This is a genomic window from Streptomyces sp. NPDC048484 (assembly GCF_040651415.1).
In the GTDB taxonomy this organism is placed as follows: domain Bacteria; phylum Actinomycetota; class Actinomycetes; order Streptomycetales; family Streptomycetaceae; genus Streptomyces.
On the sequence record NZ_JBEZJY010000032.1, the window covers coordinates 21,033 to 47,132 of the forward strand.

27 protein-coding genes are annotated in these 26,100 nt (G+C 70.1%); 11 read left to right on the plus strand and 16 right to left on the minus strand.

From position 1 onward, the window contains the following. The first annotated feature begins 134 nt into the window (after window positions 1–134). Together AB0D14_RS29035 and AB0D14_RS29040 are read left to right on the plus strand one after the other, a co-directional pair. Window positions 135–893, plus strand: coding sequence for a response regulator transcription factor (locus tag AB0D14_RS29035; RefSeq protein ID WP_362784790.1), 759 nt, complete (start codon window positions 135–137; stop codon window positions 891–893). Further along, window positions 890–2,290 carry a HAMP domain-containing sensor histidine kinase gene (locus AB0D14_RS29040; protein WP_362784792.1) on the plus strand — a complete coding sequence of 467 codons (1,401 nt, stop codon included), beginning with the start codon at window positions 890–892 and terminating at the stop codon, window positions 2,288–2,290. The genes AB0D14_RS29035 and AB0D14_RS29040 overlap by 4 nt, the downstream gene beginning before the upstream one ends. On the opposite strand, the gene AB0D14_RS29045 is transcribed toward AB0D14_RS29040, so the two are convergent. Then, entirely contained in the window at window positions 2,253–2,759 is a 507-nt protein-coding gene (locus AB0D14_RS29045; RefSeq protein WP_362784795.1) for an SgcJ/EcaC family oxidoreductase, read from the minus strand. The genes AB0D14_RS29040 and AB0D14_RS29045 overlap by 38 nt on opposite strands. Window positions 2,760–2,903: 144 nt before the next feature. Between AB0D14_RS29045 and AB0D14_RS29050 the strand changes: the two genes are divergently transcribed. After that, on the plus strand, window positions 2,904–3,635 hold the full coding sequence (locus AB0D14_RS29050; protein ID WP_362784797.1) for a sulfite exporter TauE/SafE family protein: 732 nt from the start codon (window positions 2,904–2,906) through the stop codon (window positions 3,633–3,635). Window positions 3,636–3,712: 77 nt separating this feature from the next. On the opposite strand, the gene AB0D14_RS29055 is transcribed toward AB0D14_RS29050, so the two are convergent. The 3 genes from AB0D14_RS29055 to AB0D14_RS29065 form a co-directional block, all read right to left on the minus strand. Continuing rightward, window positions 3,713–4,372, minus strand: a complete 660-nt coding sequence (locus AB0D14_RS29055; RefSeq protein WP_362784800.1) for a DUF5063 domain-containing protein — start codon at window positions 4,370–4,372, stop codon at window positions 3,713–3,715. A 116-nt stretch (window positions 4,373–4,488) separates the two neighbouring features. Further along, window positions 4,489–5,088, minus strand: a complete 600-nt coding sequence (gene recR, locus AB0D14_RS29060; RefSeq protein WP_189773119.1) for a recombination mediator RecR — start codon at window positions 5,086–5,088, stop codon at window positions 4,489–4,491. Window positions 5,089–5,272: 184 nt separating this feature from the next. Then, complete coding sequence (locus AB0D14_RS29065) at window positions 5,273–5,617, minus strand: YbaB/EbfC family nucleoid-associated protein (RefSeq protein WP_362784803.1); 345 nt, start codon at window positions 5,615–5,617, stop codon at window positions 5,273–5,275. 303 nt (window positions 5,618–5,920) lie between these two features. Here AB0D14_RS29065 and AB0D14_RS29070 point away from each other — a divergent pair, with 303 nt between their 5' ends. Then, window positions 5,921–6,739, plus strand: a complete 819-nt coding sequence (locus AB0D14_RS29070) for an SLATT domain-containing protein (RefSeq protein WP_362784805.1) — start codon at window positions 5,921–5,923, stop codon at window positions 6,737–6,739. Between the two features lie 71 nt (window positions 6,740–6,810). Here AB0D14_RS29070 and AB0D14_RS29075 read toward each other — a convergent pair whose 3' ends face one another. The 3 genes from AB0D14_RS29075 to AB0D14_RS29085 all read right to left on the minus strand — a co-directional run bounded on the left by AB0D14_RS29075 (window position 6,811) and on the right by AB0D14_RS29085 (window position 10,198). Beyond that, a complete protein-coding gene (locus AB0D14_RS29075) occupies window positions 6,811–8,979 on the minus strand; it encodes a protein kinase (RefSeq protein ID WP_362784808.1) in 2,169 nt (722 codons plus the stop codon). 77 nt (window positions 8,980–9,056) lie between these two features. Next, complete coding sequence (locus tag AB0D14_RS29080) at window positions 9,057–9,599, minus strand: helix-turn-helix domain-containing protein (RefSeq protein WP_362784811.1); 543 nt, start codon at window positions 9,597–9,599, stop codon at window positions 9,057–9,059. Continuing rightward, a complete protein-coding gene (locus AB0D14_RS29085; protein WP_362784814.1) occupies window positions 9,596–10,198 on the minus strand; it encodes a DJ-1/PfpI family protein in 603 nt (200 codons plus the stop codon). Before AB0D14_RS29085 ends, AB0D14_RS29080 begins: the two co-directional genes overlap by 4 nt. Window positions 10,199–10,415: 217 nt before the next feature. On the opposite strand from AB0D14_RS29085, the gene AB0D14_RS29090 reads away from it, so the two are divergent. From AB0D14_RS29090 to AB0D14_RS29100, 3 genes are all read left to right on the plus strand, one after another. After that, complete coding sequence (locus tag AB0D14_RS29090) at window positions 10,416–11,771, plus strand: aspartate aminotransferase family protein (protein ID WP_362784816.1); 1,356 nt, start codon at window positions 10,416–10,418, stop codon at window positions 11,769–11,771. A gap of 179 nt (window positions 11,772–11,950) precedes the next feature. After that, window positions 11,951–12,682 (plus strand): GntR family transcriptional regulator, encoded by a 732-nt coding sequence (locus AB0D14_RS29095; RefSeq protein ID WP_362784818.1) that lies wholly within the window; start codon window positions 11,951–11,953, stop codon window positions 12,680–12,682. 128 nt (window positions 12,683–12,810) lie between these two features. After that, window positions 12,811–13,461, plus strand: coding sequence for a hypothetical protein (locus AB0D14_RS29100; RefSeq protein ID WP_362784821.1), 651 nt, complete (start codon window positions 12,811–12,813; stop codon window positions 13,459–13,461). 30 nt (window positions 13,462–13,491) lie between these two features. On the opposite strand, the gene AB0D14_RS29105 is transcribed toward AB0D14_RS29100, so the two are convergent. The 6 genes from AB0D14_RS29105 to AB0D14_RS29130 all read right to left on the minus strand — a co-directional run bounded on the left by AB0D14_RS29105 (window position 13,492) and on the right by AB0D14_RS29130 (window position 17,655). Beyond that, window positions 13,492–13,782: a hypothetical protein gene (locus AB0D14_RS29105; RefSeq protein WP_362784824.1), complete on the minus strand. Its 291-nt coding sequence runs from the start codon at window positions 13,780–13,782 to the stop codon at window positions 13,492–13,494. A 432-nt stretch (window positions 13,783–14,214) separates the two neighbouring features. Further along, a complete protein-coding gene (locus AB0D14_RS29110; protein WP_362784826.1) occupies window positions 14,215–14,496 on the minus strand; it encodes a hypothetical protein in 282 nt (93 codons plus the stop codon). Next, complete coding sequence (locus AB0D14_RS29115) at window positions 14,496–14,879, minus strand: hypothetical protein (protein WP_362784829.1); 384 nt, start codon at window positions 14,877–14,879, stop codon at window positions 14,496–14,498. The genes AB0D14_RS29110 and AB0D14_RS29115 overlap by 1 nt, the downstream gene beginning before the upstream one ends. A gap of 180 nt (window positions 14,880–15,059) precedes the next feature. Next, window positions 15,060–15,257 carry a DUF397 domain-containing protein gene (locus tag AB0D14_RS29120; RefSeq protein ID WP_362784832.1) on the minus strand — a complete coding sequence of 66 codons (198 nt, stop codon included), beginning with the start codon at window positions 15,255–15,257 and terminating at the stop codon, window positions 15,060–15,062. Between the two features lie 20 nt (window positions 15,258–15,277). Continuing rightward, window positions 15,278–16,132: a helix-turn-helix transcriptional regulator gene (locus tag AB0D14_RS29125; RefSeq protein ID WP_362784835.1), complete on the minus strand. Its 855-nt coding sequence runs from the start codon at window positions 16,130–16,132 to the stop codon at window positions 15,278–15,280. Between the two features lie 239 nt (window positions 16,133–16,371). Continuing rightward, window positions 16,372–17,655, minus strand: a complete 1,284-nt coding sequence (locus tag AB0D14_RS29130; protein WP_362784838.1) for an adenylosuccinate synthase — start codon at window positions 17,653–17,655, stop codon at window positions 16,372–16,374. Between the two features lie 200 nt (window positions 17,656–17,855). Here AB0D14_RS29130 and AB0D14_RS29135 point away from each other — a divergent pair, with 200 nt between their 5' ends. Further along, on the plus strand, window positions 17,856–18,833 hold the full coding sequence (locus tag AB0D14_RS29135) for a diacylglycerol kinase (protein ID WP_362784840.1): 978 nt from the start codon (window positions 17,856–17,858) through the stop codon (window positions 18,831–18,833). 57 nt (window positions 18,834–18,890) lie between these two features. Here the strand turns inward: AB0D14_RS29135 and eutC are convergent, their stop codons facing one another. Both eutC and AB0D14_RS29145 read right to left on the minus strand, forming a co-directional pair. Next, on the minus strand, window positions 18,891–19,670 hold the full coding sequence (gene eutC, locus AB0D14_RS29140) for an ethanolamine ammonia-lyase subunit EutC (protein WP_362785045.1): 780 nt from the start codon (window positions 19,668–19,670) through the stop codon (window positions 18,891–18,893). Window positions 19,671–19,705: 35 nt separating this feature from the next. Continuing rightward, window positions 19,706–21,100 (minus strand): ethanolamine ammonia-lyase subunit EutB, encoded by a 1,395-nt coding sequence (locus AB0D14_RS29145; protein ID WP_362784843.1) that lies wholly within the window; start codon window positions 21,098–21,100, stop codon window positions 19,706–19,708. 215 nt (window positions 21,101–21,315) lie between these two features. Here AB0D14_RS29145 and AB0D14_RS29150 point away from each other — a divergent pair, with 215 nt between their 5' ends. Continuing rightward, a complete protein-coding gene (locus AB0D14_RS29150) occupies window positions 21,316–22,827 on the plus strand; it encodes an APC family permease (protein ID WP_362784845.1) in 1,512 nt (503 codons plus the stop codon). Between the two features lie 74 nt (window positions 22,828–22,901). Here AB0D14_RS29150 and AB0D14_RS29155 read toward each other — a convergent pair whose 3' ends face one another. Further along, complete coding sequence (locus AB0D14_RS29155) at window positions 22,902–23,417, minus strand: MarR family transcriptional regulator (protein ID WP_362784848.1); 516 nt, start codon at window positions 23,415–23,417, stop codon at window positions 22,902–22,904. Window positions 23,418–23,490: 73 nt separating this feature from the next. Between AB0D14_RS29155 and AB0D14_RS29160 the strand changes: the two genes are divergently transcribed. Next, entirely contained in the window at window positions 23,491–24,435 is a 945-nt protein-coding gene (locus AB0D14_RS29160) for an ABC transporter ATP-binding protein (protein WP_362784850.1), read from the plus strand. Beyond that, window positions 24,432–26,051 carry an ABC transporter permease gene (locus AB0D14_RS29165; RefSeq protein WP_362784853.1) on the plus strand — a complete coding sequence of 540 codons (1,620 nt, stop codon included), beginning with the start codon at window positions 24,432–24,434 and terminating at the stop codon, window positions 26,049–26,051. Before AB0D14_RS29160 ends, AB0D14_RS29165 begins: the two co-directional genes overlap by 4 nt. The last annotated feature ends 49 nt before the right edge of the window (window positions 26,052–26,100 follow it).

Below are 26,100 nucleotides of genomic sequence, written 5' to 3' on the forward strand. Positions count from 1 at the left end.
GTCGGCTTCCGTCGTCCGGCCCTTCGGCCGCTCCAGGACCGCACCTGCCCCTCCCGGACTCACCTCACTCGCAAAGTGCGCCTCGTCACACCCACAGCCCAACACCTTAAATTTCAAGCACTAAGGTTCCGCTTGTGCGCGTACTCCTGGTGGAAGACGACGAGCCGGTAGCCCAGTCGCTCCGGCGCGGGCTGGTGCGATACGGCTTCGAGGTGGCGTGGGTCGGCACGGGCGCCAGCGCCCTGGCCCACGCCGAGCCGTACGACGTCGTGCTGCTCGATCTGGGCCTGCCCGACACGGACGGGCTCGACGTGTGCAAGGCGCTGCGCGAGCGCGGTGACGTACCGATCATCGTGATCAGCGCGCGCAGCGACGAGACGGACCGGGTGGTCGGCCTGGAACTCGGCGCCGACGACTATGTCTCCAAGCCGTTCGGCGTGCGCGAGGTCATCGCGCGGATAAGGGCGGTGATGCGGCGCGCCCAGCCGCGCACGTCCCCGGGCGCCACGCCGAGCGGCCCCGACCGGTACGGGTCCATGCTGACCATCGACCGCAAGGCGGCCCGCGTACGGCTCGGCGGGGAGGAGGTCGCCCTCGCGCCCAAGGAGTACGACCTGCTGGCCTTCCTCACCGAGGAACCGGGTGCGCTGATGTCGCGCGAGCAGATCATGGAAGCGGTCTGGGACGCGAACTGGTTCGGGCCGACGAAGACACTGGACGTCCATGTGGCGGCGCTGCGGCGGAAGCTGGCGGGCGCGATCACGATCGAGGCGGTCCGCGGGGTCGGCTTCCGCCTGGAGATCGACAAGCCGCAGACCGCCGAGCCGGAGACCGACAAGGATGACGGCGGCGAGGGCGACGGAGACGGCGGCGAGGGCAGCGGCGCCTCATGAACCGCCAGCTCATCCGCAGCTACATCCTGCTCGTCGCGATCGCCATCGCCCTGTTCACCGTCCCGGTGGCCTTCACCCTCACCGACCAGTTGCGCGACGACACCCGCGAGTCCGTCCTCCGCGAGGCCAAGACCATGGCCCTGCTGCTGGGCAACGGAGACCCCGCCTCCTGCCAGGCTCTGGACGAGATGGCCCTGGCGTACGGCGAGGAGACGCCCGGCGAGGTCCAGGTGACCGTCACGGACGCCTCCTGGGACTGCGTTCCGAAGCGGCCCGCGCCCGACCGGGACCCGGCCCTGACCGACGTCCTGGAGAAGCGGAAGCCCGAGGCGGTCGACTGGGGCTCCGACCTCATCTGGGGCCGGAACCTGGTGATCACGGTTCCCGCCCGCCAGACGACGGCGGAGGGGGCGGGCAAGGGGCCGGTCGTCGGCGCCGTACGGATCAACTACTCGACCCAGGACCTCACCTACCGGCTGTGGACCATCTGGGGCTTCCGGGCCGGGCTGGCCGTCGCCGTCCTGGCGGCCGCGGCCGCGATCGGCTCGTTCGCCGCCCGCCGGATCACCGCCCCCCTGCGCCAGCTCAACGACATGGCGAGCAAGTTCAGCGACGGTGATCTGACCGCACGGTCCGAGGTGACGGGTCCGACCGAGACCCAGACGCTGGCCCGCACCCTCAACCAGGCGGGCGAACGCCTGGACACCCTGGTCGCCTCGCAGCGCATCTTCGTGGCGGACGCCTCGCACCAACTCCGCACCCCCCTCACCGCGCTCCGCCTCTCCCTGGACAACATCGCCGACGGGGTCGACGACGAGTTCGTACAGGAGGACGTGGAGCAGGCCACCTCGGAGGTGGTCCGTATGAGCCGGCTGGTGAACGGGCTGCTGGTGCTCGCACGCGCGGAGGCGAAGGTGTCCGCGGCCGAACCGCTGCCGCTGGTCGACGTGATCGAGGAACGCTTCTCGGTGTGGAGACCGGCCGCCGACGAACGTGGAGTCACCATCGCTCTGGAGGGAGTTGCCGGCGGCCGGCCGCTGGTGCTGGCCAGCCCGGGCCATCTCGACCAGGTGCTGGACAACGTCTTGTCGAACGCCCTGGAGGTCTCGCCGGACGGCGGGACGATCACCGTGGAGGTGTCGGCCCACCCCGACGAGGTCGTGCTGTCGGTGCTGGACCAGGGGCCCGGCATGTCCGACGCGGAGAAGTCCCGTGCCTTCGACCGCTTCTGGCGCGGCCAGGGCCTGACGGGCCGGTCCGGCTCGGGGCTCGGCCTGGCCATCGTCAAGCAACTGGTCACGGACGACGGCGGTACGGCAGCGCTGCGGGACGCCCCTGGTGGGGGACTGTGCGTCCGGTTCAGCTTGCGGCGGGCAGCACCGAGGAGTGGTGGTTGACGATCAGCCACTTGCCGCCGCGCTTCTCGTACTCGTACGTGTAGCGGGCCTCGACGTCCTTCTTCTCACCGGTCTTCGGGTCGGTGAGGTGGAACACGTACAGCCCCGCGTCGATGGCCGAGTCGCTGTCCAGGACGTTGATCACGGACTTGATCTTCTCGCCCTCGGGCTTGTTCAGCAGGAAGTGGTCGAAGTAGTCGACGATCCCGGCGCGGTCCGTGCGGATGACCGGGGAGGCGGTGGGGAGCAGGACGGCGTCCTTGGCGTATCTGTCGGCGACCTTGTCCGAGTCCCCGGTCTGCAGGGCGGCGTTCCAGCCGTCGAACAGCGCGGCGATCTCGGTCTTCGAGGCCTTCGGGGCCTTCGACCTGTGCTCCGGCGCGGCCTGGCTGACACCGGCCGTGACGGCTCCGGCGGCCACAAGGGCGGCGGTGACGATCGCTGCGCGGGTACGTATGTGACGCTTCATCACAACTCCTGTGCGGTGGGGTTGACTTGCTCCCCTGGGGGAGTGATCCAACCCTCTCGTCACACGGGTAAAGCTCCGGCCAGCGCATGTCCAGCACACGGCCAAGGCTCATCCAATTCGGGAGAGCGGGAGAGGAGGGTTGTCGTGACAGGTGGATGGGAAGCCGGCTTGTCGCTGTGCGGGATCGTGCTGCTCGGCGCCTCGGTGCAGTGGCTCACGGGGATGGGCTTCGCCCTCGTCGCCGTACCCGCGCTGGTGCTGCTGCTCGGCCCGGCGCAGGGCGTCGTCCTCGCCAACTGCGCGGCGGGCGCCATCTGTGCGGTCGGCCTCGTGGGCGGCCGGCGTCAGGTGCGGCTGCGCGCGATGGTACCGCTGTGCGCGGCGGGGGCGTGCACGGTTCCGCTGGGCACCTGGGTGGCCCGCCGCCTCCCCGAGCCCCTGCTGCTCGCCTTCATGGGAGCGCTGGTGACGGTCGCCGTCCTGCTGGTGATGCGGGGCGCCCGGGTGCCCGCCCTGCGCGGGCGCGGCGGTGCGGTGGCCGCGGGCGCGGTGGGCGGCTTCATGAACTCGGCGGCGGGGGTCGGCGGCCCGCCGATATCCCTGTACGCCGTCAACGCGGGCTGGACAGTACGGGAGTTCGTGCCGAACGCACTGTTCTACGGGGTGGTGGTGAACGCCTTCTCAGTGGCCTCGAACGGGGTGCCCCACCTCAGCGCGCCGGCATGGGGCTCGGTGGTGACGGGGATGGTGGCCGGCGGCCTGATCGGCAGATGGCTCGCGGGACGGGTACCGGAGAAGCAAGCCCGCCTGCTGGTTCTGTCACTGGCGTTGGTGGGCGGGCTCACGACTCTGGGGAAGGGGTTGTGGGGGCTATAGGTGCTGCAGGGGGTGCAGAGAACCGGGCAGGGGACTGCCGGAATCCTCGGGCTGAAGGGTGGAGCCCGAGGAGCCTGTCACTTGACCTCTCGAAGCCCCAGCGGAGCCGCGATCTCCTCCACCATGACGCGGCCCGCCACCTCCGCGAGGGCGTCCTCGCTGAGGTCCTGGTCGGTGTCCAGGCCGTCCAGCTCCTCAAGGGGCTGGTTCAGGCGGACATGGGCCACCAGAGACTGGAGGGCGCGAAGGGTGGCCGAGGCCGTGGAGCCCCAGTTGGAGAAGTACGAGAACTGCCACCACCACATGGCCTCCGTGGTGCGGCCCGCGCGGTAGTGGGCCATGCCGTGGCGCAGATCCGCGATGACATCGGCCAGGTCGTCCGAGATACGGGCCGGGACCGGGGGCTTGCGGGGCTCGTACGGGTCGAAGACCTCGGAGTAGACGTCGACCGGGTCGAGCATCTCGGCGAACCGTTCGCGCAGTTCGTCGACGTCCGGCTCGGGGCCCAGGTCCGGCTCGTAGCGCTCATCGGGGAGGATGTCCTCGTGCGCGCCCAGACGGCCGCCGGCCAGCAGGAGTTGGGAGACCTCCAGGAGAAGGAAAGGGACGGCCGAATCCGGCTCGTCGCCTCTCGCGACCTCTGTCACGGCGACGAGGAAGCTCTCGATCTGATCCGCGATCTGGACCGCGAAGTCGTCAGGGTCCGGAGCGGTCGCGTGCAGCGTGGCGTCAGACATCTAGAAGCCGGCCTTCCTCAAGAACTCCGTCGGACAAATCGTCGAGAAGTTCGCCAAGAACTTCGTTCCGTACATCAACCGGTCGCTCAGAAACCAGTCGCTCAGAAACCGGTCGCTCAGACATCCAGCAGCCGCCTTCCCTCGAAGGCACGTCCCAGGGTGACCTCGTCGGCGTACTCCAGGTCGCCGCCCACCGGCAGTCCGCTGGCGAGACGGGTGACCCTGAGGCCCATGGGCTTGATCATGCGGGCGAGGTAGGTGGCCGTGGCCTCGCCCTCCAGGTTCGGGTCCGTGGCCAGGATCAGCTCCGTGACCGCGCCGTCGGCGAGCCGCGCCAGCAGCTCCCTTATCCGCAGGTCGTCCGGGCCCACGCCCTCGATCGGGCTGATCGCGCCGCCGAGCACGTGGTACTTGCCCCGGAACTCGCGGGTCCGCTCGACCGCGACCACGTCCTTCGGCTCCTCGACCACGCAGATGACCGAGAGATCACGGCGCGGGTCGCGGCAGATGTTGCACAGCTCCTCCTGCGCCACGTTTCCGCAGGTGGCGCAGAAACGGACCTTCGCCTTGACCTCCATGAGGCACTGCGCGAGACGGCGTACGTCCGTCGGCTCCGCCTGGAGGATGTGGAAGGCGATCCGCTGCGCGCTCTTGGGACCGACGCCGGGCAGCCGCCCCAGCTCATCGATGAGGTCCTGGACCACGCCTTCGTACACGGATTGCCTTTCTGTTCCTGCTCGTCCCGCGACTCGTTCTTCAGCTCGTTCGTCTTGCTCGGTCGGCTGCTCGTTCGTCTTGCCCGGTCGGCTGCTCGTTCGGTACGTACCGTAGTCGCGCTTGCTCTCTTCGTACGTACGGTAGTTGGCGGTCGGCCTTCTTAGAAGGGACCACCCGGTTGACTTAGAACGGCAGGCCGGGGATGCCGCTGCCGCCGCCCAGCCCCTGGGCCAGCGGGCCGAGCTTCTGCTGCTGGAGCGCCTGGGCGTTCTCGTTGGCCGCCTGGACCGCTGCGACGATCAGGTCGGCGAGGGTCTCGGTGTCCTCCGGGTCGACGGCCTTCGGGTCGATGACCAGGCCGCGCAGTTCGCCGGAGCCCGTCACCGTCGCCTTCACCAGGCCACCGCCCGCCTGACCGTCGACCTCCGTCCGCGCCAGCTCCTCCTGGGCGCTCGCGAGGTCCTGCTGCATCTTCTGGGCCTGCTGGAGCAACTGCTGCATGTCGGGCTGGCCACCACCGGGAATCACGATCAGCTCCTGGTTTCGTACGGCTGCGAGGACTGCCGTACGCGGTGCGCGGAGGCACGGATGTGTACGGCTGTCCGGCGGGTTTTCCGCCTTGGGACGAGCCTACGTTGTCTACCGGCCCGTCGCTTCAGCACTCTTTCGAGTGAGAGCACAGCGTGGCCTGTAACTGATCGCGTCCCACGTCCGAGCGGAAGTCCCCAGAAACCAGGGCCATCGCCACCCAATGGAAGGTAGTAAGGGTGCGGCGCAGCAGCACCTCGCGCCGCGCTATGGTCACGCAACGTCACAATTTAGGAGCGGTGGGTGAGCCAGCCGGACATGCAGCCCGAGGGGTCGGCCCAGGACGGTCGGGGCGACGGCTCGGGGCCCGGCGGACAAGGGCTTGGCGGACAGGCGTCGGGCGGGCAGGCGCCGGGTGCCCGGCCCACGGGCCCCTCGTCCCGGAGGCCGGAGCCCGGCGATCTGATGGGGCGGGCCTTTCCGCTCGGCGACTGGGGAGAGCCGGCCGACCGGCTTCACGAGCTGTACCGGTGGGTGGAGGCGGGGGCGCTGACCACGGCGTCCTGGTACCTCACCGACCGGATGTGGAAGCGGCGGGGGGCGCGGGCGCTGCGGGCGGGGGCGGCCGTCGGGGGCCTTGCCGGGGCCGCGCTGCCTCTGCTGGATCTCGTCGGGGTGCTGGGCGGGGGCGCCGCCTGGGGGTATCTGGCGTTGCTGGTGGCGGTCGCCTGCTTGGCGGGGGACCGCTTTTTCGGGGTGACCTCCGGATGGATGAGAGACGTGGCGACGGCGCAGGCAGTGCAACGGCGGCTGCAGGTACTGCAGTTCGACTGGGCGTCCGAGTGTGTGCGGGAGGTTCTCGGCCCGACCGAGGGAACGGCAGGGGAGGCCGCCGAGCGGTGCCTTGGGGTGCTGCGGCGGTTCTCCGAGGACGTGACGGAGCTGGTGCGGGTGGAGACCGCGGACTGGATGGTGGAGTTCCGGACGGGAGTGGCACCGTTCGCCATCCAGGCGGGGGTAGGTGGGGGTGCGCGTGCCGACACCGCTCCGGCGGGGCGACCGCCACTCCCTCCGGGGACTCGGCCGAACATGCCGCGGCAGCGGCCGCCGGAGCCCCGGTAGGGCTTTGAGCCCCGGCAGGGCTTTCCCCGCCTCCGCCGCCCGCCCGTTATTGCTTGGTGTACGTCAACTCGTCATTGCTTGGTGTACGTCAGCTCGTCGCCGTTGCCCGCGTTCACACGGCGCAGACTGCCGTCCGGAAGGACGCTCAACTCCGTTGCCTCGCCCGGCGAACAGGAAGTGGCCGGTTCGCCGACGGTGACCTCGGACGGGCCGATCCGGAGGGAACCCCCGGCGCTCGGGGCCTCGGCCAGCTCCGCCCGGAACACACAGTGATAGGTGCCGCCGCCCGCGGGCCCGTCCGCCGTGAGCGTGAGCACGGTGTCACCCACCTCGCCCTGCTCGATGGTGAGTTGGCGGGTGTTGTGGCCCGTGTCGTTGTCGATGGACGCACTCCAGGTGCCGAGGTACTCGGTGGGGATCGCGCCGCCCGCCGGCGTCTCCTCCGCCGTGGTGGGCGGCTGCGTCGAGGGGTCCTGGGCGGACGGGCCGGGAGTGCTGGGCGCACCCGTCGTCGGGTTCTTGGTGGGGTCGCCGTCGGCCCTGTCGTCCCCCTCGCCCTTCATGAGCGCGTACACGGACGCGCCCGCGCCGAGCGCGACGACCAGCGCCACGACGATCAGCACGGCCGTGGACCGGCCGCCCCGGTGCGGCGGCCCCGGCTGCGGCGTGATTCCCGGGCCGTACGGGGGTGCCGGACCGTACGGAGGGGTCGAACCCGGAGGAGGCGCGTACCCGTTGGGGGTCGCGTACCCGCCGTCCGGGGTCGCCGCCCAGGCCCCGGGCTGTTGCTGGTGCGGGTAGCCGTAACCGACGGGCTGGGGGTGCTGCTGGGGGTAGCCGTAGGCCGGGTGAACGGGGCCGGCGCCGGGGCTGGAAGCGGGGGTGTGTCCGGGTGCCGAGCCTGCGGGCGGGGAGGTCGGAGGTGGTACCGGGGGCAGGCCCGCGACCATGGTGGGCAGGTGATCGACAGAAGAACTGCCCGGGGTGCCCGGCGGGGGCGGGGACGGGACGGAGGCGTCCGGGGCGGAAGCGTGCTCCGGGGAGGCCTCGGGGCCAGGACCGGGACCAGAACCAGGGCCGGGACCGGGAGCCGGAACTGGGGCGCGGCCGGAAGCCGGAGTGGGGGCGGGGCCGGGGCCGGGGGCGTGATCGGGGGCAGGGGTGGGAGTCGGTGCGGCGGCCGGGGGGTCCGGAGCTTTCTTGCCCCCGCCGCCCCTCCCCGTCCCGTCCCTGGGGGCTGCCGCGCCCTGTCCCGCGCTGTCGGCCTGAAAGGCCTCGTCCTCGAACGCCGGACCGGCTGGAGGACTCAGCCCCTCCTCCTCCGGGTCCTCCGCGTCCAGCAGCTGCACCGCGTGGCGCCCCAGCTGGGCGACCAGCGTCCCCGGCAGCCAGGGGTCACGGCTGCGTCCGTCCGAGACGGTGTCATCCGCTCCCGTGCGCTGCAGGATGTCGTCGAGGGTCGGCCGGGAGGCGGGATCCTTGCGCAGGCACTGCCGGACGAGGTCGGCGATGCCCTCCGGAACGCCTGACAGGTCAGGTTCCTCCTGGGCGATACGGAACATCAGGGCGTGCACCCCGCTGTTGGCCGTGCCGAACGGGAGGTCTCCCGTGGCCGCGTACGACAGGATCGAGCCCAGGCAGAAGACGTCGCACGCGGGCGTGATCCGGTCGCCGCGGACCTGCTCGGGTGCCATGAACCCAGGGGAGCCGACGAGCGCGCCGGTGCGGGTGAGGCCGCCGTCGGTGACCGTCTCCAGGGCGCGGGCGATGCCGAAGTCGATGACGCGCGGGCCGTCGATCGTGACGAGGACGTTAGACGGCTTGAGGTCACGGTGGATCAGTCCGGCCGCGTGGATGTCCTTCAGCGCGTGTGTGAGGCCGGCCGCGAGGACCCGTACGGAACGCTCGGGGAGCGCGCCGTGGTCGTGGCCGACGACCTCCTGGAGCGAGGGTCCCGCCACATAGCCGGTGGCGACCCACGGGACCGGCGCCTCCGTGTCCGCGTCGAGCACCGGCGCCGTCCAGTACCCGCCCACGCGCCGGGCCGCCAGCACCTCCTGGCGGAAGCGTGCGCGGAACTCCTCCTGTTCGGCGAGTTCCCGGCGGACCAGCTTGACCGCGACCGTCCGCCCGCGGTCGGAACGCGCCAGATACACCCGGCCCATCCCGCCCGCACCCAGCCTCGCCAGCAACCGATACGCGCCGATCCGGTGCGGATCGGCAGGTCCGAGCTTCTCCATCGAAACGCCGCCCTCCCCCGTACATGTGCGACAGCCCGAGGATAGTGGGCGGAACGGGGCGGTGGCAGAAGTGGTGTCTACGGTTCCGTAACGGCGGATGCCGTTTCCCTGGCTGATTCCCTGGCTGTTTCCGCGGCCGCCGCCGTGGCCGTCTCCATCGCTCCGATCAGCCGTTCCAGCACCCGTACGGTCTCGGCCAGTCCCTCCTCCCCGAGGACCTCTGCGAGTTGGTCCGCGAAGGCCGCGTGTCCGGGGCCGATCTTCCGGACGGCCTCGAAGCCCTCCCCGGTCGGCCGGAGCAGTTTGGCGCGGCGGTGGGCGGGATTGGGTACGTACTCGGCGAGCCCGCGCTCCACCAGCAGGTCGGCGATCCGCTGCACGCTCTGCCGTGTGATGCCCATGGCCCGGGCGATCCCGGAGACGGGCAGGGGTCCCCTCAGCACGGCACCGAGTACCTGCCACCAGGCGGCGGTGAGCCCGGCGGGCGTGGCCAACTCCTCGGCCACGCCCAGGAACTGGCCGTTCAGCCGGAAGACCGCGAGCGCGCTCCGGCTGAACAGGTCCTGGCGTTCCCTGCCCTCGTCACCTTTCTCGCCCTTCTCACCGCCCGTTCCGCTCACTGCCCGGCCGCCTCAAGGACCGCGTACGCCTGCGCGTCCGAGTCGTGGAACAGCCGGTACCAGGCGTCGAGCACCTCTCCCTCGTACACCCCGAGCAGCCCGAACACCTCCCGCGCGAACGCGACGGGCTCGGTGGGCCCGGCGGTGATGAGCTTCCCGTCCGTCACGGCGTCGGTGTCCACGTACCGGTCGCCGCCCTTGTAGCCGGTGGCGGCCAGGTAGAAGGACACGGCGCTGGTGTGGGCCCGGTCGTCCAGCAGTCCCTCGCGGGCGAGCCCCGCGGTGGCCCCGCAGATCGCGGCGACAGGCACGTCGGCCGCCAGGAACTCCCGCGCCTTGCGCGCGAAGGGGGCCAGCTCGTCGCTCGTGTCCCACAGGTCGGCTCCCGGCAGGATCAGCAGCGCGCCGTCCTCGGGGCGTACGTCGTCGAGCGTCGCGTCGGGCTGGATCCGCAGCCCGCCGACGGACGTCACCGGGGCGCCGGACGCGCCGACCGTCCGGATCTCGTAGCCGGCGCGGGCGAGGTACGCGGTCGTGTGGCCGGTCTCCCAGTCGGCGAGCGTGTCGTAGACGGCGAGGTACACGGGCTTGCGGGTCATGGCTTCTCCTCAGTCACTCGGTAGTCACTCGGTCCCTCGGTCACGGGGGTCACGCTTCCGCGGCTGCTTTCGTCGCGCTCATGTAAACATGCTGTCAATTCGACAGGATACTGTCAATGGACTGCGGTGGACACACGACAACCTGTCGCTTTCGTGGCCGCACCGCAGACAGGACGCCGATGTCGCGCCCGCACCCCGGACGCCTACGCTCGATCGCATGACCCCTCAGCCCAATCCCCAGGCCGGCGCCGCCGTGAAGGCCGCGGACCGTGCGCACGTGTTCCACTCCTGGTCGGCCCAGGAGCTCATCGACCCGCTCGCCGTCGCCGGTGCGGAGGGGGCCTATTTCTGGGACTACGACGGCAAGCGGTATCTGGACTTCACCAGCGGGCTCGTCTTCACGAACATCGGCTACCAGCACCCGAAGGTCGTCGCCGCGATCCAGGAGCAGGCCGGGAAGCTGACCACCTTCGCGCCCGCGTTCGCCGTCGAGGCACGGTCGGAGGCGGCACGGCTGATCGCGGAGCGGACGCCGGGCGACCTGGACAAGATCTTCTTCACCAACGGCGGGGCCGAGGCCGTCGAGAACGCCACCCGGATGGCCAAGCTGCACACCGGCCGCCCGAAGGTGCTGAGCGCGTACCGCTCGTACCACGGAGGCACCGCCGCCGCGATCAACCTCACCGGGGATCCGCGCCGCTGGGCCAACGACAGCGGGGCGGCCGGGGTCGTGCGCTTCTGGGCGCCCTTCCTCTACCGCTCCCCCTTCCACGCCGAGACCGAGCAGCAGGAGTGCGAGCGAGCGCTCCAGCACCTGGCCGACACCATCGCGTTCGAGGGCCCGGCCACCATCGCCGCGATCATCCTGGAGACGATTCCGGGCACCGCGGGGATCATGATTCCGCCGCCGGGCTACCTGGAGGGCGTCCGCGCGCTCTGCGACGAGTACGGCATCGTCTTCATCCTGGACGAGGTCATGGCGGGCTTCGGGCGGACGGGCCGGTGGTTCGCCGCCGACCACTCCGGCGTCGTGCCGGACCTGCTGACCTTCGCGAAGGGCGTGAACTCGGGATACGTGCCACTCGGCGGTGTCGCCATCTCCGGGGCGATCGCGGACACGTTCGCCCGGCGCCCGTACCCCGGCGGGCTCACCTACTCCGGGCACCCGCTCGCCTGCGGCGCCGCCGTCGCGACCCTGAACGTGATGGAGGAGGAGGGTGTCGTCGAGCAGGCCGCCCGGATCGGCGAGACGGTCCTCGGCCCCGGGCTGCGCGAGCTGGCCGAGCGCCACCCGAGCGTCGGCGAGGTGCGGGGCACCGGAGTGTTCTGGGCCCTGGAACTCGTACGGGACAAGGAGACCCGCGAGCCCCTCGTCCCCTACAACCCGACGGGCGAGGCGAACGCCCCCATGGCGGCCTTCGGTGCCGCGGCGAAGGCGCACGGTCTGTGGCCCTTCATCAACATGAACCGCACCCACGTCGTGCCGCCGTGCAACATCACGGAGGCGGAGGCCAAGGAGGGCCTGGCAGCACTCGACGAAGCCCTCTCCGTGGCCGACGAGCACACGGCGTAGCGCAGGAGCCACGCAATCCGGTTGGCCCCGCATCGAACGCGTAAGGTGACTGGCTCGTAGACATGAGCGAGCACTTACGAATACTTACGAGTACTCAAGCGCGTACGGAAGCACGTATGGAAGCGCATACGGAGCACGTAGTTGACGAGTACTTGTTCGATGGGGGAAGGACCCGGACGATGCCCGGCACCGGCAGCGGCAATGGCGCCGTGACCCGCAGCACCCTGCGGCAGCAGATCGCGGACGCGCTCCGCGACGAGGTGCTGGCCGGGCGCCTGCAGCCGGGCAAGGAGTTCACGGTCAAGGAGATCGCCGAACAGTACGGCGTCTCCGCGACCCCCGTTCGCGAGGCCCTGGTCGATCTGTCGGCCCAGGGCCTCCTGGACGCGGACCAGCATCGCGGGTTCCGCGTCCACGAGTACTCGCTGGACGACTACCGGGGCATGATCGAGGCCCGCAGCCTGGTCACGGAGAGCATCTTCCACGGGCTGCTGGACTCGACGGCCGCCACCACCCGGGGCGCCCGCGCCACGCTCGCCACCCGCACCGACGACCCGCGCACCACCGGCGCGCTCGCCGGGGTGCGCCGCCGCGGCGAGGAGGCCCAGCGGGCCGCCGCCGCGGGTGACCTGAACATTCTCATCGGCTACGACCTGCGCTTCTGGCGTGAGCTCAGCAGCCTGTTCGGCAACCCCTACCTCGCCGACTTCCTGCACCGGCTGCGCGTCCAGTCCTGGGTGTGCGCGGTCCAGCACCTGCGCCGGATCGAGGATCTGCGGGGCCGCCTGTGGGCCGAGCACATGGACCTCGTGGACGCCCTCGCCCACCGGGACGCCACGGCCGCGCACGAGATCGTCGCGGCGTACAACGCCCACTCGCTGGCACTGATCGAGCTGCTGGCGCAGGAGTGAGAACGATGGCGGTCGGGGCATGCCCTGAGGGGCGACAAGTGTGGGGCATCCAACCCGCACAGGGGGGACCGACCGCGCTTTCACCCATTACGCTGCCTTGACCACCGTGCTGAACGAGGAGCTCTCAGTTGGCCTGTGACCTGTGGCTGGTCCCGCTCGTCGACGTGTTGTGCCACACCCCCGACAACCCCTTCGCCGAGGAACTCGCGCTCTACGACAAGGTACTGGGCGAGGCAGGACTTCCGCCGGTACCGGTGTACGCGTACATGCCGGGTATCTCCGGCGATGTGGCGCCGGTCGCGGGGTTCGACTACGACGCGCTGCACTTCCTGCGCCGCGCTTACCTCCTGCAGGTGTGCCAGCTGCCGGTGACGCCGGTCGGCGAGCTGGGCGGCGACTACGAGCAGTTGCTGGAGATGTTCGAGACGACGGCCCAGCAGTCCCACCTGGTCTGGCACTACGACCACGCGGGCGCGTACGTCCCGGTGGACTTCCCGCATCCGCTGTCGAGCGACGAACTCCTCGCGGGGGGTGGCCCGTTGGGCTCCTCCCAGGTCCTACTGCGCGAGCTGGAACTCGTCGCGCCGTCGCTCGGCATCGACCCCGCCAACCCGCCGGTCCCGCCCCAGCCGCCCATGGCGCCGACGGAGTTGGAGGAACCGGCCGCCCCCGCCCCCTTCGACGCTAGTCCGTTCGCCCGGGAACGACATGTCTGGCTGGGCCTGCATGCGGCGGCTACCCGGAGCCTGGCACAGGGCTCGATGATCATCTTCAGCTAGGGCGGCCCTGCCAGTCACCTGTCAGCTCTGTCAGCGAAGCTGTGACAGCCCCTTCTGGAGATCCTCGCCGTTCATGACCGGGGTGATCTCGACCTCGGCGTTGAACTGGGTGAAGAACGGCTCACCGGCGGGAGGCAGCTCCGAGCTGTCCTTCATGTCGATAACCAGAAGGGCGGTACGCCGGCCACCCATGGGGCCGAAGTACGCCGCCTCGGGCTTCAAGTGATCCAGGGTCTCCTTCATCAGCTCGGGCATCTTGCCGCTGCGGATCGCCTCGTTCGCCTTGTCCGTGTCCAGGGTGGCTTTCAACAAGACACGCATCGCACTCACCTTCTCTGATTTCGGGAATCCACGCGTACGCGCGCACCTTCACCATATGCCCGTTATGTCGGAGTTGACAGGTCTGGTGCCGACCCCTGCGCCGGGCCACCTGAAGATCACCGCTCCGGCACGGTGGGACGGTGGGGCGGTGGCACAACAACAGCAGCGCGCGGTCTGGTCGCGGGTGCGGGCCGTGGTGTGGTTCCAGGCGCCCGAGGCATGCGCCCTGGTGCGCTGGGGATCAGAACTCAAGATGCGTGAGCTGGACGACATACACACGCTCGTGGCGGACCACGATCTGATACTCGAAGAATCCGCTGCCACCGCTCAGGGAACCGCCCTGCGGGTCCTCTCCTTGATACGTCCTGCCGGTACGAGCCGATCGCAGCTCGTGTGGGCGACACGTTCACGATCGCGCCGCCCACACGTGGCCTACCGGGGCCTACCGCCAGTAAATTCCTGGTTACCCTCAGCCGGATTCCGGCAGTCGGGCAGCTTCGACGTGGGTGTGATCACGTAGGCCGTCTCGTCGTCAAGCGCGTAACAGAGTTGAGCGTGCAGGACCTCCGCCTCGGCGGGGGTGAGGTGCAGCGCAAGGTCCGACTCGAACCCGCCGTCCCTGCGCAACCAGAGATCGATGCTGAACGTGCCGTCCTCGTCCCGCCGTACGGGCTTGCTGGGTACGCGGCTGACCTGCATCCGGGGCGTACTCATCAGACCGCCACCCCCATCGGGGTCGCCATGACCGGCTGGCCGATCCGGTGCCCGTGGATCACCCGGGGCCCGACGTCGACCCCGTCGAGCGCGAGAACCAGCGCCTCACGGCGGGAACGCTGCTCGTGCGCGACGAGGTAGGGGCGGACGCGGGGAGCCGGCCGCCGGAATGCGGGCCCCGTTCTGCTGGGCCGCCGCAGGAAGTACGGCGGCAGTACGGGGATCTCGGCATCCGCGACGATGTCCCGGTAACCGGAGGGGCGCCGGACCGCGTCCGACACCGGCGCCGGTACGGGGAGGAGTGCACGTACGAGGCACACGAGGACGAGAATGGCGAGGTGCACGAGTGTTCGTGCGAGGCCTGGCCGGATACGGTTGGACACGCTGACGCTCCTACAGGGCGTTGGCCATGCCCCGGGGTGCCGTTAACACCGCCGGGGCGCTTGACGTTCGGACAGTGACCAAACGGCTACCGTCCGGCATCAAGGTAGCGGCAACTCTGCTGGCGCATCAACGTTGATGCCAAAGCTGGGCGGATTGGCATATGCCAACGGCAGCGGACCTCACACGAGTTCGTCGAACTCCCCGGCCCTGGCTCCGGCCAGGAACGCCGCAAGCTTGGCGGGTGTCGTACTGACGACCACGCCGGGGTCGTCGCTCTCCCTGAGCAACACCTGGCCATCGACCACCGCCAGTTCGAGACAGTTGCCCGACTGCTCGGAGTACGACGACTTATGCCACTGAATCTCCAACGTCCTCACGTCCTCACGCCCTCACGCCCTCATAGCTCGTGCAGCACCTTGCGAATGAAGTCACGCGAGTGCCCCGGGTCCAGGGACCGCTGCTCCATGCGGTCAAGTACAGCGCGGTAGTTGGTGAGGTGGGTCTCGGAGTCCAGGAATGTGACCCCGTTCGGGACATCGACCTGCACGGTGTCGAGCTGACGGACGGCGCCGCTCGCGTACATCGTGGAACTGCCCGCGCTCGGAAACCCTCCCGAGGAGAAGGGCACCACCCGCAGGGTCACCGACTCCCGCTCGGACTGCTTCAGCAATTCTTCCAACTGCCGCCGCACGACAACACGGTCACCGAACAGCATCCGCAGTGCCGCTTCATGGAGAAGGAACGAGCAGTCCGGCGGCTCTGGTCGGTCGAGCAACGCCCGGCGCCGCAAACGGAACTCGACCTGAAGGTCGAGCACCTGCGATGCCAGCGGCGGGACAGCCTCACCGAAGACGGCTCTTGCGTAGTCCTCGTACTGCAACAGCCCGGGAAGATGCGTGATCTGCACATGCCGCAGGCTGACAGCGTGATGCTCCAGCTCGACCAGGTCCAGCATGAACGAGGCCATGGAGTCCCGATACTCGTGCCACCAGTTGGAACCAGCCCGCTCCTTGGCCATGTTCGCGAGCGCATCCACGTAGGCCTGGTCCGGGCACGAGTAGTTGGTCGCCCACACCCGTATCCGGTCGACACTCACCCCGAACCGGGCAGACTCGGTGTTACTGATCGCGGTCTTGTCCACCCGATGCAGCGCGGCAGCCTCTGTGAGGGAGAGCCCGACCTGCTCGCGCATCCGCCGAAGCTCAGCTCCAAGCCGCCGCTGGCGAGCGGTGGGTGGCTTACGGATGGGCATGGACTACCCCCTCGGCGCGACGAACGACAGTTCCTGCTCGTCTCGCAGCGACCGGACGTTCGCCACCCGGAATCTCAGCAGCATCCTGGCTCCTTCATGGCGGACACACTAGTCACACGGCCTGGTCCGCGGGTCGGATGTGCGGCCCGGTACGCATCCGGCGGCCGGCTCTGGAGCGAGTCGGCCGCCGGAGTGCGTGCGGAGCGGTCGGAGGAACGGGCGAGCGGTCAGAGGGACGGTCAGATGAACGAGTTGATCTCGATCGTCTCGTTGCGGCCCGGGCCCACGCCGATGGCGGAGATCGGAGCGCCGGACATGTCCTCCAGCGCCTTCACGTACGCCTGCGCGTTCTTGGGGAGGTCCTCGAAGGTCTTGGCCTTCGTGATGTCCTCCGACCAGCCGGGCAGGGTCTCGTAGATCGGCTTCGCGTGGTGGAAGTCGGTCTGCGAGTACGGCAGTTCCTCGACGCGCTTGCCGTCGATCTCGTACGCCACGCAGACCGGGATCTCGTCCCAGCCGGTGAGGACGTCGAGCTTGGTGAGGAAGAAGTCGGTCAGGCCGTTGACGCGCGTCGCGTAGCGGGCGATGACCGCGTCGAACCATCCGCAGCGGCGGTCACGGCCGGTGGTGACACCGCGCTCGTGGCCGATCCGGCGCAGCGCCTCGCCGTCCTCGTCGAACAGCTCCGTGGGGAACGGACCCGCGCCGACCCGCGTCGTGTACGCCTTCAGGATGCCGATGACCCTGCTGATCTTCGTCGGGCCGACGCCCGAGCCCGTGCAGGCGCCGCCCGCGGTGGGGTTCGACGACGTCACGAAGGGGTAGGTGCCGTGATCGATGTCAAGCAGCGTGCCCTGACCCCCCTCGAAGAGGACCACCTTGTCGTCGTCGAGCGCCTTGTTGAGCAACAGGACGGTGTCGGCGACGTACGGGCGCAGCTTCTCCGCGTAGGTCAGCAGCTCCTCGACGACCTGGTCGGTCTCGATGGCGCGGCGGTTGAAGACCTTGGTGAGGAGCTGGTTCTTGCCGTCGAGGGCCGCCTCGACCTTCTGCGTCAGGATCGACTCGTCGTAGAGGTCCTGGACGCGGATACCGACACGGTTGATCTTGTCGGCGTAGGTGGGGCCGATGCCCCGCCCGGTCGTGCCGATCTTCCGCTTGCCGAGGAAGCGTTCCGTCACCTTGTCCACCGTCACGTTGTACGGCGTGATGATGTGCGCGTTTCCGCTGATGAGGAGCTTGGAGGTGTCGATGCCTCGCTCGTTCAGTCCGTTCAGCTCGGAGAACAGGACCGACGGGTCGACCACGACCCCGTTACCGATGACCGGGGTGCACCCCGGCGAGAGGATTCCGGAAGGGAGGAGGTGGAGGGCGTACTTCTGATCGCCCACGACTACCGTATGGCCGGCGTTGTTGCCGCCCTGGTAGCGCACCACATAGTCCACGGATCCACCGAGCAGGTCGGTGGCCTTTCCCTTGCCTTCGTCACCCCACTGAGCACCGAGCAGCACAAGTGCGGGCACGCGCGTACACCCCTTCCGGGCGGGGCATGTCCAAGGTCGGGGACGTACACGGCTGTTTCTGGTAACGGCTGCGTACGCCGGCGACCACCTTTGGCCGCGACCGTCGGACCGGATGCCCCGGAATAGACGAAGCCCCTGGCGCAATAGCGCAAGGGGCTCTTGCACAAAGATGCTACCCGAGGAAGCGAGGCAAGACCGAGGTGGCGACTTCCGACCAGCTCCTGGTGGTCATCGACCCGGTCGCCCGTCACGGTGACGGTGAGGCGGTACGGATCGCAAAAGACGTGCTCAGCGCGGGTGCGACGACAAAAGTATGCCTCCCGGACGGGCCCGAGGAATTCGATCGGGCACTGGCTCGGAGAGGCTCGCGGAGACCCGTCGTGATCGGGGACGACCGGGCGCTACTGCGCGCTGTGTCCCTTTTGCACCGGCGGCGCGAGTTGGCCGGATGTGCGGTGTCCATGGTGCCGGTGGGAGTGGGCGGCGAGTCTCTGTCGCTCTCGCGAGCCCTCGGGGTGCCCATGGGGGCCGTCGCGGCGGCACGGGCCGTGCTCGACGGGTCCGAGCGGCGGCTCGATCTGCTGGTGGACGACAGTGACGGGGTGGTGCTGGGGTCGCTGCGGATTCCGCCGTTGGGCGGGGGTGCCGGTGGTTCTGGTAAGTTCGACGGTTCTGGTGCGCTCGATGGTTCCGGTGGTTCCGGTGGTTCCGGTGCGGGTGGCGGGTCCAGACGGAGTGGCGGGGCTGGACGGAGTGGCCGGGCCGGAGGGGCCGGTTTCTCGGAGGAGGGCGGCTCGCCTCACCACCATCACTGGCTGCGCACCTGCCAGTCCCTCGTCCGTACGCTCGCGGCGCGGCCCGGCGGCCGGGCCACGGCGTCTCCTTCACCCGGGCCCACCCGGCTGCGGATCGAGGTCGACGGCAGGACCCTCGTCGATCTGGACCAGCCCCTGACTGCCGTGTCGATCACTCCTGCAGGCGCCGGGGGCGGTGCGCGGGTCAGGGTCCGGCCCGTTTCCGTCGGTGCGGAGGCCGCTCCGCTGGAGGCTGTGGCCCGGACGATCACCGTGTCCGGAGCGGACTTCCGGTATCGCGCGGACGCGGTGGTCGGGGGCCCCGTGCGGACTCGGACGTGGGTGGTGCGGGAGGGGGCCTGGGGGCTGACGCTGCCGGGATGACGGGGGGGTGCCAGGATGACGGGGGCCGGGAGGTGTTTTCCGCCCGAAGAGAACCCGTTATCCCGCCGCCGGCAACCGCACTGCCCCGGCGTCCGAGTCGTCCTTCAAGGACACCCCTGTGCGGCCCAGCTCCCGCGCTCGGGTCATCAGGGATGTCAGTTTTCCGGCGGCCGTCTCGTAGGACAGGCCCAGCGGAGGCCGGATGTTGGAGAGGCAGTTGCGGTCGGCGTCCGTCGTCGTGCCGGGCTTCGGGGCGTACGTGAGGTACGCGCCCAGGGAGTCGGCCGCCGACATACCGGGCCGTTCGCCGACGAGGACGACGGCCATGGCGGCACCCAGCGCATGGGCGACGTCGTCACCGAGCGCCACCCGGGCCTGCTCGGCGAGGACGACCGGCGCGACCCGCCACCCGGCAGAAAGCCGTGCCGTCGTCGCGCGGATCAGCGGCGCCGCGTGATCGTGGACGGCCCGGCTCGACAGCCCGTCCGCGACCACGAAGACGACATCCCAGGTGTCGCAGGCATCACGCGGCAAGTGCGCCCGGTCGATGTCGTCGAGCCTGCGGCCCAGGTCGGGTCGCTGGAGGTACGTCAGCCGGTCGGGAGCCGCACTCCGGACCCGTACCGTCGGCACACCCGGCAGCGCGGACGCCACCACGTCCGGGTCGAACGGCGAGTGCACCGCGTCCCGTGCCGCGGCGTGCGCGGCCTGGAGTTCGAGGCGGTGGCGCGTAGGCAGGGCGGACCCGGCCCGGCCCAGCCCGATCCGCGCCTGTGTGTGCCGCCGCAACCCCGCCCACAGCGCGGCATCCGACGGTTCGGGGGCCGTCGATGCCATCAATGTCCGTACCAGTGTCGCCAGTTGACGGTTCGTCATGCTGTCAGCTCCTTGCCGATGGCCATCAGGGGGTGGGCGGTGCCGGCGACGGACCGTATTCCGCCGCGTTCGTCCAGCAGGCCGATCCCGTCGAGCCAGGCCTCGAACTCCGGTGCCGGGCGCAGCCCCAGCACCTCACGCAGGTACAACACGTCGTGGAAGGAGGCGGATTGGTAGTTGAGCATGATGTCGTCGCCGCCGGGCGTGCAGATGACGAAGGACGCCCCAGCCACGCCCAGCATGGTCAGCATGGTGGCGATGTCGTCGTCGTCCGCGTCGGCGTGGTTCGTGTAGCAGATGTCCAGGCCCATGGGCAGGCCGAGCAGTTTGCCGCAGAAGTGGTCCTCGAGGGCGGCGCGGAGGATCTGGCGGCCGTCGTACAGGTACTCCGGGCCGATGAAGCCCACCACCGTGTTGACCAGCAGCGGCTCGTAGCGGCGGGCCACCGCGTACGCGCGCGCCTCGACCGTCTGCTGGTCCACCCCGTGGTGCGCGTCGGCGGAGAGCGCGCTGCCCTGGCCGGTCTCGAAGTACAGGGCGTTGGACCCGACCGTGCCCCGGCCCAGGGCGCGCGCCGCCTCGTACGCCTCGTCGAGGAGGCCGAGGGTGACGCCGAAGGAGGCGTTCGCGGCCTGCGTACCGGCGATGGACTGGAAGACGAGGTCGACCGGCGCCCCGGCGGCCATCAGGTCGATGCTCGTCGTGACGTGGCTGAGCACACAGGACTGGGTGGGGATCGCGTACCGCTGGATCACGCCGTCAAGGAGTTCCAGCAGGTCCCGTACGGCCCTGGGGCTGTCCGTCGCCGGGTTGATGCCGATGACCGCGTCGCCGGAGCCGAGGAGGAGTCCGTCGAGCAGTGCCGCGGCGACGCCCGCCGGGTCGTCGGTGGGGTGGTTGGGCTGGAGGCGGGTCGCGAGCCGGCCGGGCAGGCCGATCGTGGAGCGGAAGGCCGTGACGACACGGACCTTGCGGGCGACGGCGACCAGGTCGGCGTTGCCCATGAGCTTGGAGACGGCCGCCGTCATCTCGGGGGTCAGCCCGGGAGCCAGCGCGGCCAGGGCCGTCGCGTCCGCCGCGTCCGAGAGCAGCCACTCCCGGAACTCGCCGACCGTGAGACCGGCGACCGGTGCGAAGGCCACCGCGTCATGGGTGTCCACGATGAGCCGGGTGACGTCGTCGTCCTCGTACGGGACCACCGGCTCGGCGAGGAACCTCGCGAGCGGCACGTCCGCCAGCGCCCAGCGTGCCGCGACCCGCGCCTGCGCCGACTCGGCGGCGAGCCCGGCGAGGCGGTCGCCGGAGCGTTCGGGGCTCGCGGCGGCGAGCAGCCGGGCGAGGCCGTCGAATCGGTGGGTGCGGCCGCCGAGGGTGGAGGTGTACGTGCTCATACCGGGGACGGTACGAAGCGCGGGCGTACGGGGTCCATGGCCGGGCGGAGAGTTAACGCAGACGTTCGCTGCCGGGGCGATCCACAGGCGTTCTAAAGGTCTGGTTGACAAACATTTAACGCCCGGACCGGCGACATGACGCATTTTCCGTGCAGCATTCCGGTCGACCGGAGACAAGCGGGCGACCGCGGACGACCATGGAGAGGGGCCACCCGATGGCAGTACAGGAGGGCGCAGCCCCCGAGGCGGCGACCGGCGAGGACACCACCGTCCACCGGCTCAAGCCGAACGCGATCGGTCTGCTGGGCGTGGTCTTCATGGCCGTCGCCACAGCCGCGCCGATCACCGCGATGACGGGCAACGTGCCCTTCATGGTCTCCTCCGGAAACGGCATCGGAGCCCCCGCGAGCTATCTCGTCGCAATGGTCGTCCTGGCGATCTTTGCGGTCGGCTTCACCTCGATGGCGAAGCACATCACGTCCACGGGCGCCTTCTACGGCTTCATCTCGTTCGGCCTCGGCCGGACCGTCGGTCTGGCCTCCGGGCTCCTCGCGACCTTCGCGTACGTGGTCTTCGAGCCGGCCCTGATCGGCATCTTCTCGACCTTCGCCACGACGACCCTCCACGACCAGACGGGGGTGGACGTCCCATGGTGGGCGTTCGCGATCCTGATGCTCGCGATCAACGCCATGGGCACGTGGTTCGGGGTGTCGGTCGCCGAGAAGCTCCTCGTGGTGCTGCTGGCCACCGAGGTCACGATCCTCGCGGCGATGGCGATCTCCGTCGCCCTGCACGGCGGCGGCCCGAACGGCTTCACGTTCGGCCCGGTCAACCCGGTCAACGCCTTCCAGGGGACCTCGGCCGGCCTCGGGCTCTTCTTCGCCTTCTGGTCGTGGGTCGGCTTCGAGTCGACGGCCATGTACGGCGAGGAGTCCCGCGACCCGAAGAAGATCATCCCCAAGGCCACGATGATCTCGGTGCTCGGCGTCGGCGTCTTCTACGTCTTCGTGTCCTGGATGGCCATCACGGGCAACGGCGAGACGGCGGCCGTCGAGGCGGCATCGTCCTCGAACCCGCTCGCCCTGTTCTTCAACCCCACCGAGCAGTACGTCGGCCACTGGGCCGTCCTCGTCATGCAGTGGCTGATGATCACCGGCTCGCTGGCCTGCGGCATGGCCTTCCACAACTGCGCCGCCCGCTACCTCTACGCCCTCGGCCGCGAGGGGGTGGTGCCGTCACTGCGGCGCACCATCGGGCGCACCCACCCCGAGCACGGCTCCCCGCACGTCGCGGGCCTCGTCCAGACGGTCGTCAGCGCGGTGCTGCTCGGCGCGTTCTGGGCGGCCGGCAAGGACCCGTACACCGGTACGTACGTCCTGCTCGCCATCCTCGGCACGATGGCCATCCTGGTGGTGCAGGCGGTGTGCTCCTTCACGGTGCTGGCCTATTTCCGCAAGAACCACCCCGAGTCCCGCCACTGGTTCAGGACCTTCACCGCCCCGCTCGTCGGCGGCCTCGCGATGCTCGCGGTGGTGGTCCTGCTGGTGTCCAACATGGGCGTCGCGGCCGGCCCCGAGTCCGGCTCGATCGTCCTGAAGGCCACACCGTGGATCGTCGTGCTGATCGGGGTCGGCGGGGTGGCCTATGCCCAGTACCTGAAGAGGCGGCGGCCCGAGGGGTACGCGCTGCTGGGCAGGACGGTTCTGGAGGAGACGAAGGAGAGGTAGCCGCAAGAGAGTTCGCGGTGGACCTCCGGCCGGGTGCTGCACGTCAGCCCCGGCCGGGAATATGACACAGGCTCTCAGCCCTGGCCGAACGTCTTGTCCCGGTGGACGCGCCAGCGATCCATCATCGCGGCGATCTCGCCGTCGATGAACTCGAAGAACGCGAGGGTTTCGGCGAGGCGCCGTCCCGCCGGGGTGTCGCCGCCGAGGCTGTCGACACCCTCGCGCAGGGCGTGCTCCCAGCGCTTGAGCACCGCCTCGCGGCTGGTCAGCGCCTCGTACCACTGGTTGCTGTGCACGCGGTAACGCTCGCGCCGGGAGCCGGGTTCGCGCTCGCGGGAGACCATGTGCTGCTGCGCGAGATAGCGCACCGCTCCGGAGACGGCGGCCGGACTGATCCGCAGCTGTTCGCCGAGTTCGACCGAGGTCATCGTGCCGGAGTCGGAGGAGAGCAGTGCCCCGAACACCCGGGCCGGCATCCGCTGCATCCCGGCCTCGACCAGCTGCGCGGCGAAGCTCTCGACGAACTTCGAGACCGCCTCGGTGTCGCGCGCCGCCCTCGTGCCCCGTTCCGCCTCAGTCGGTTCCGTCATTCCTGGATCCTACTCGTTATTCATACGCTTCCTTAACTTCACAACTTTGTGAAAGCAGCGTACGTTCTGAATCATGACGCAGGCAATCACCGTGTCCGGACTGCACAAGTCGTTCGGCAGCACGCACGCTCTCGCCGGTCTCGGCCTCGACGTCGAGGCCGGCGAGGTCCACGGCTTCCTCGGCCCGAACGGCGCGGGGAAGTCCACCACCATCCGAGTGCTGCTGGGTCTGCTGCGCGCCGACTCGGGCACCGTGCAGCTACTGGGCCGGGACCCCTGGGCCGACGCGGTGGAACTCCACCGCCGGGTCGCGTACGTCCCCGGTGACGTGACGCTGTGGCGGAACCTGTCGGGCGGCGAGGTCATCGACCTGTACGGACGCCTGCGCGGGGGCGGGCGGGAGGGCCTGGACAAGAAGCGCCGGGCCGACCTGATCGAACGGTTCGAGCTGGACCCGACGAAGAAGGGGCGGACGTACTCCAAGGGCAACCGGCAGAAGGTCGCCCTCGTCGCCGCCTTCGCCTCGGACGTGGACCTGCTGATCCTGGACGAACCCACGTCGGGCCTGGATCCCCTGATGGAGGAGGTCTTCCAGCGATGCGTCGAGGAGGAACGCGACCGGGGCCGCACGATCCTGCTGTCCTCCCACATCCTCAGCGAGGTCGAGGAGCTGTGCGACCGCGTCAGCATCATCCGCAAGGGCGTCACGGTCGAGACCGGCTCGCTCTCCGACCTGCGCCACCTCACGCGCACCAGCGTCACCGCCGAACTCGTCAACACGCCCGACGGGCTGGCGGCGCTGCCCGGTGTCCACAGCCTGGACGTCCAGGGCGTCCGGGTGAAACTGCAGGTGGAGAGCGACCAGTTGAACGCCGTGCTGCGGTCGCTGACCGAATCGGGCGTACGGTCCCTGACCTCGACGCCGCCGACCCTGGAAGAACTGTTCCTGCGGCACTATCAGGAGGACGGGCGGGCGGGCCCGCGGACGGACGGGCGGACGGAGGCGGTGTCGCGATGACCGCCGTGACTCCGGTCGCCCGGCCCGCCGTAGGGCGCCGGGGTTCGCGTCAGCTGGCGGGCACCTGGGCTCTGTTGCGGCTCGCGCTGCGCCGCGACCGGGTGGTGATCCCGCTCTGGGTCGGCGTCGTCGCCCTGATGGTCGTCTCCATGCCGGGCTCGCTGGAGAGCGTGTACTCCACCGCCTCCGAACGCGCCGACGTCGCCCGGCAGATGCTGACCAACAGCTCTCTGCGCGCCATGTACGGGCCGGTGTTCGGCGACTCGCTCGGCGGTCTCGTGGCATGGCGCATCGGTGCGTACGCGGGGGTGTTCGCCGGGATCATGAGCCTGGTCGTCGTCGTACGGCACACCCGGGACGAGGAGGAGAGCGGCCGTCAGGAGATGCTCTCGGCGGGCATGGTGGGCCGCCGGGCCCCGCTGACCGCGGCGCTTCTCGCCGCCCTCGTCGCGAACGGGGCGCTCGCGCTGCTCATCACCGTCGGTCTCGCCGGGCAGGGTCCGTCGGGCGCTCTGGCGCTGGGGCTCGGCACGGCCGGGGTCGGCATGGTCTTCGCGACGACGGCTGCGATCGTCGCCCAGCTCACGGAGAGCGCGCGGCTCGCGAAGGGGCTGACGGGGGGCCTGCTGGGCGCGGCCTTCGCGCTGCGGGCCGCCGGCGACTCCTCGGTGAGCGACGGCTCGGCCGTGCTGACGTGGCTGTCGCCCGTCGGCTGGCTGGAGAACCTGCGGGCGTTCGCGGACGAACGGTGGTGGGTCCTGGCGCTGTTCGCCGCCGCCGTCGCCCTCCAGGGCGCGGCCGCGTACGAACTGGCCGGGCGCCGCGATGTCGGGATGAGTTTCCTGCCGAGCCGGCCCGGACCCGCTGCCGGCCGCCTCGGGACGGCAGGCGCGCTTGCCTGGCGGCTGCAACGTGGCAGTGTACTCGGCTGGAGTCTCGGCTTCTTCGCCGCCGGGGCAGCCTTCGGCGGGGTGACGAAGGGCGCGACGGATCTGGTCGGCGACAACGAACGGACCCGCGAGATCATCGAGCGCATGGGCGGCCAGTCCGGCATCACCGACGCGTTCCTCGCCACGATGGTCGGCATGCTCGGGATGGTCGCCGCGCTGTACGTCGTGCAGTCCGTGCTGCGACTGCACGGTGAGGAGACCTCCCAGCGCGCGGAACCGGTCCTCGCGGGCGCGGTGGGGCGCCTGCGCTGGGCCTGCGGCCATCTGCTGATCGCCTTCGGCGGGGCGGTACTGATCATGCTCCTCGGCGGCCTCGGCCTGGCGGCCGGCTACGGCCAGTCCTTCGGCCCCGTCCTGGGCGCCTGCCTGGTGCAACTCCCCGCGATCTGGACCATCGGCGCCCTGGCCGTCCTCCTGTACGGGGTGTCTCCGCAGGCGGCTCCGGCCGCGTGGGCGGTGGCCGGCACCGCGCTGCTCCTCGGCTGGATCGGCCCGGCTCTGAAACTCCCCGACTCGGTGCTGGACCTCTCGCCCTTCGGCCACCTGCCGAAACTCCCGGGCGGCGAGATGACGTGGACACCGGTACTGGCGCTCACAGCGATCGCGACGGCTCTGGTCGCTACGGGCCTGGCTGCCTTCCGGCGCCGGGATCTCACGACAGGGTGAGGACGGTGGGGGTTAGGGACGACGGGGTGAGGGCGGCCTTCCGGGGGCA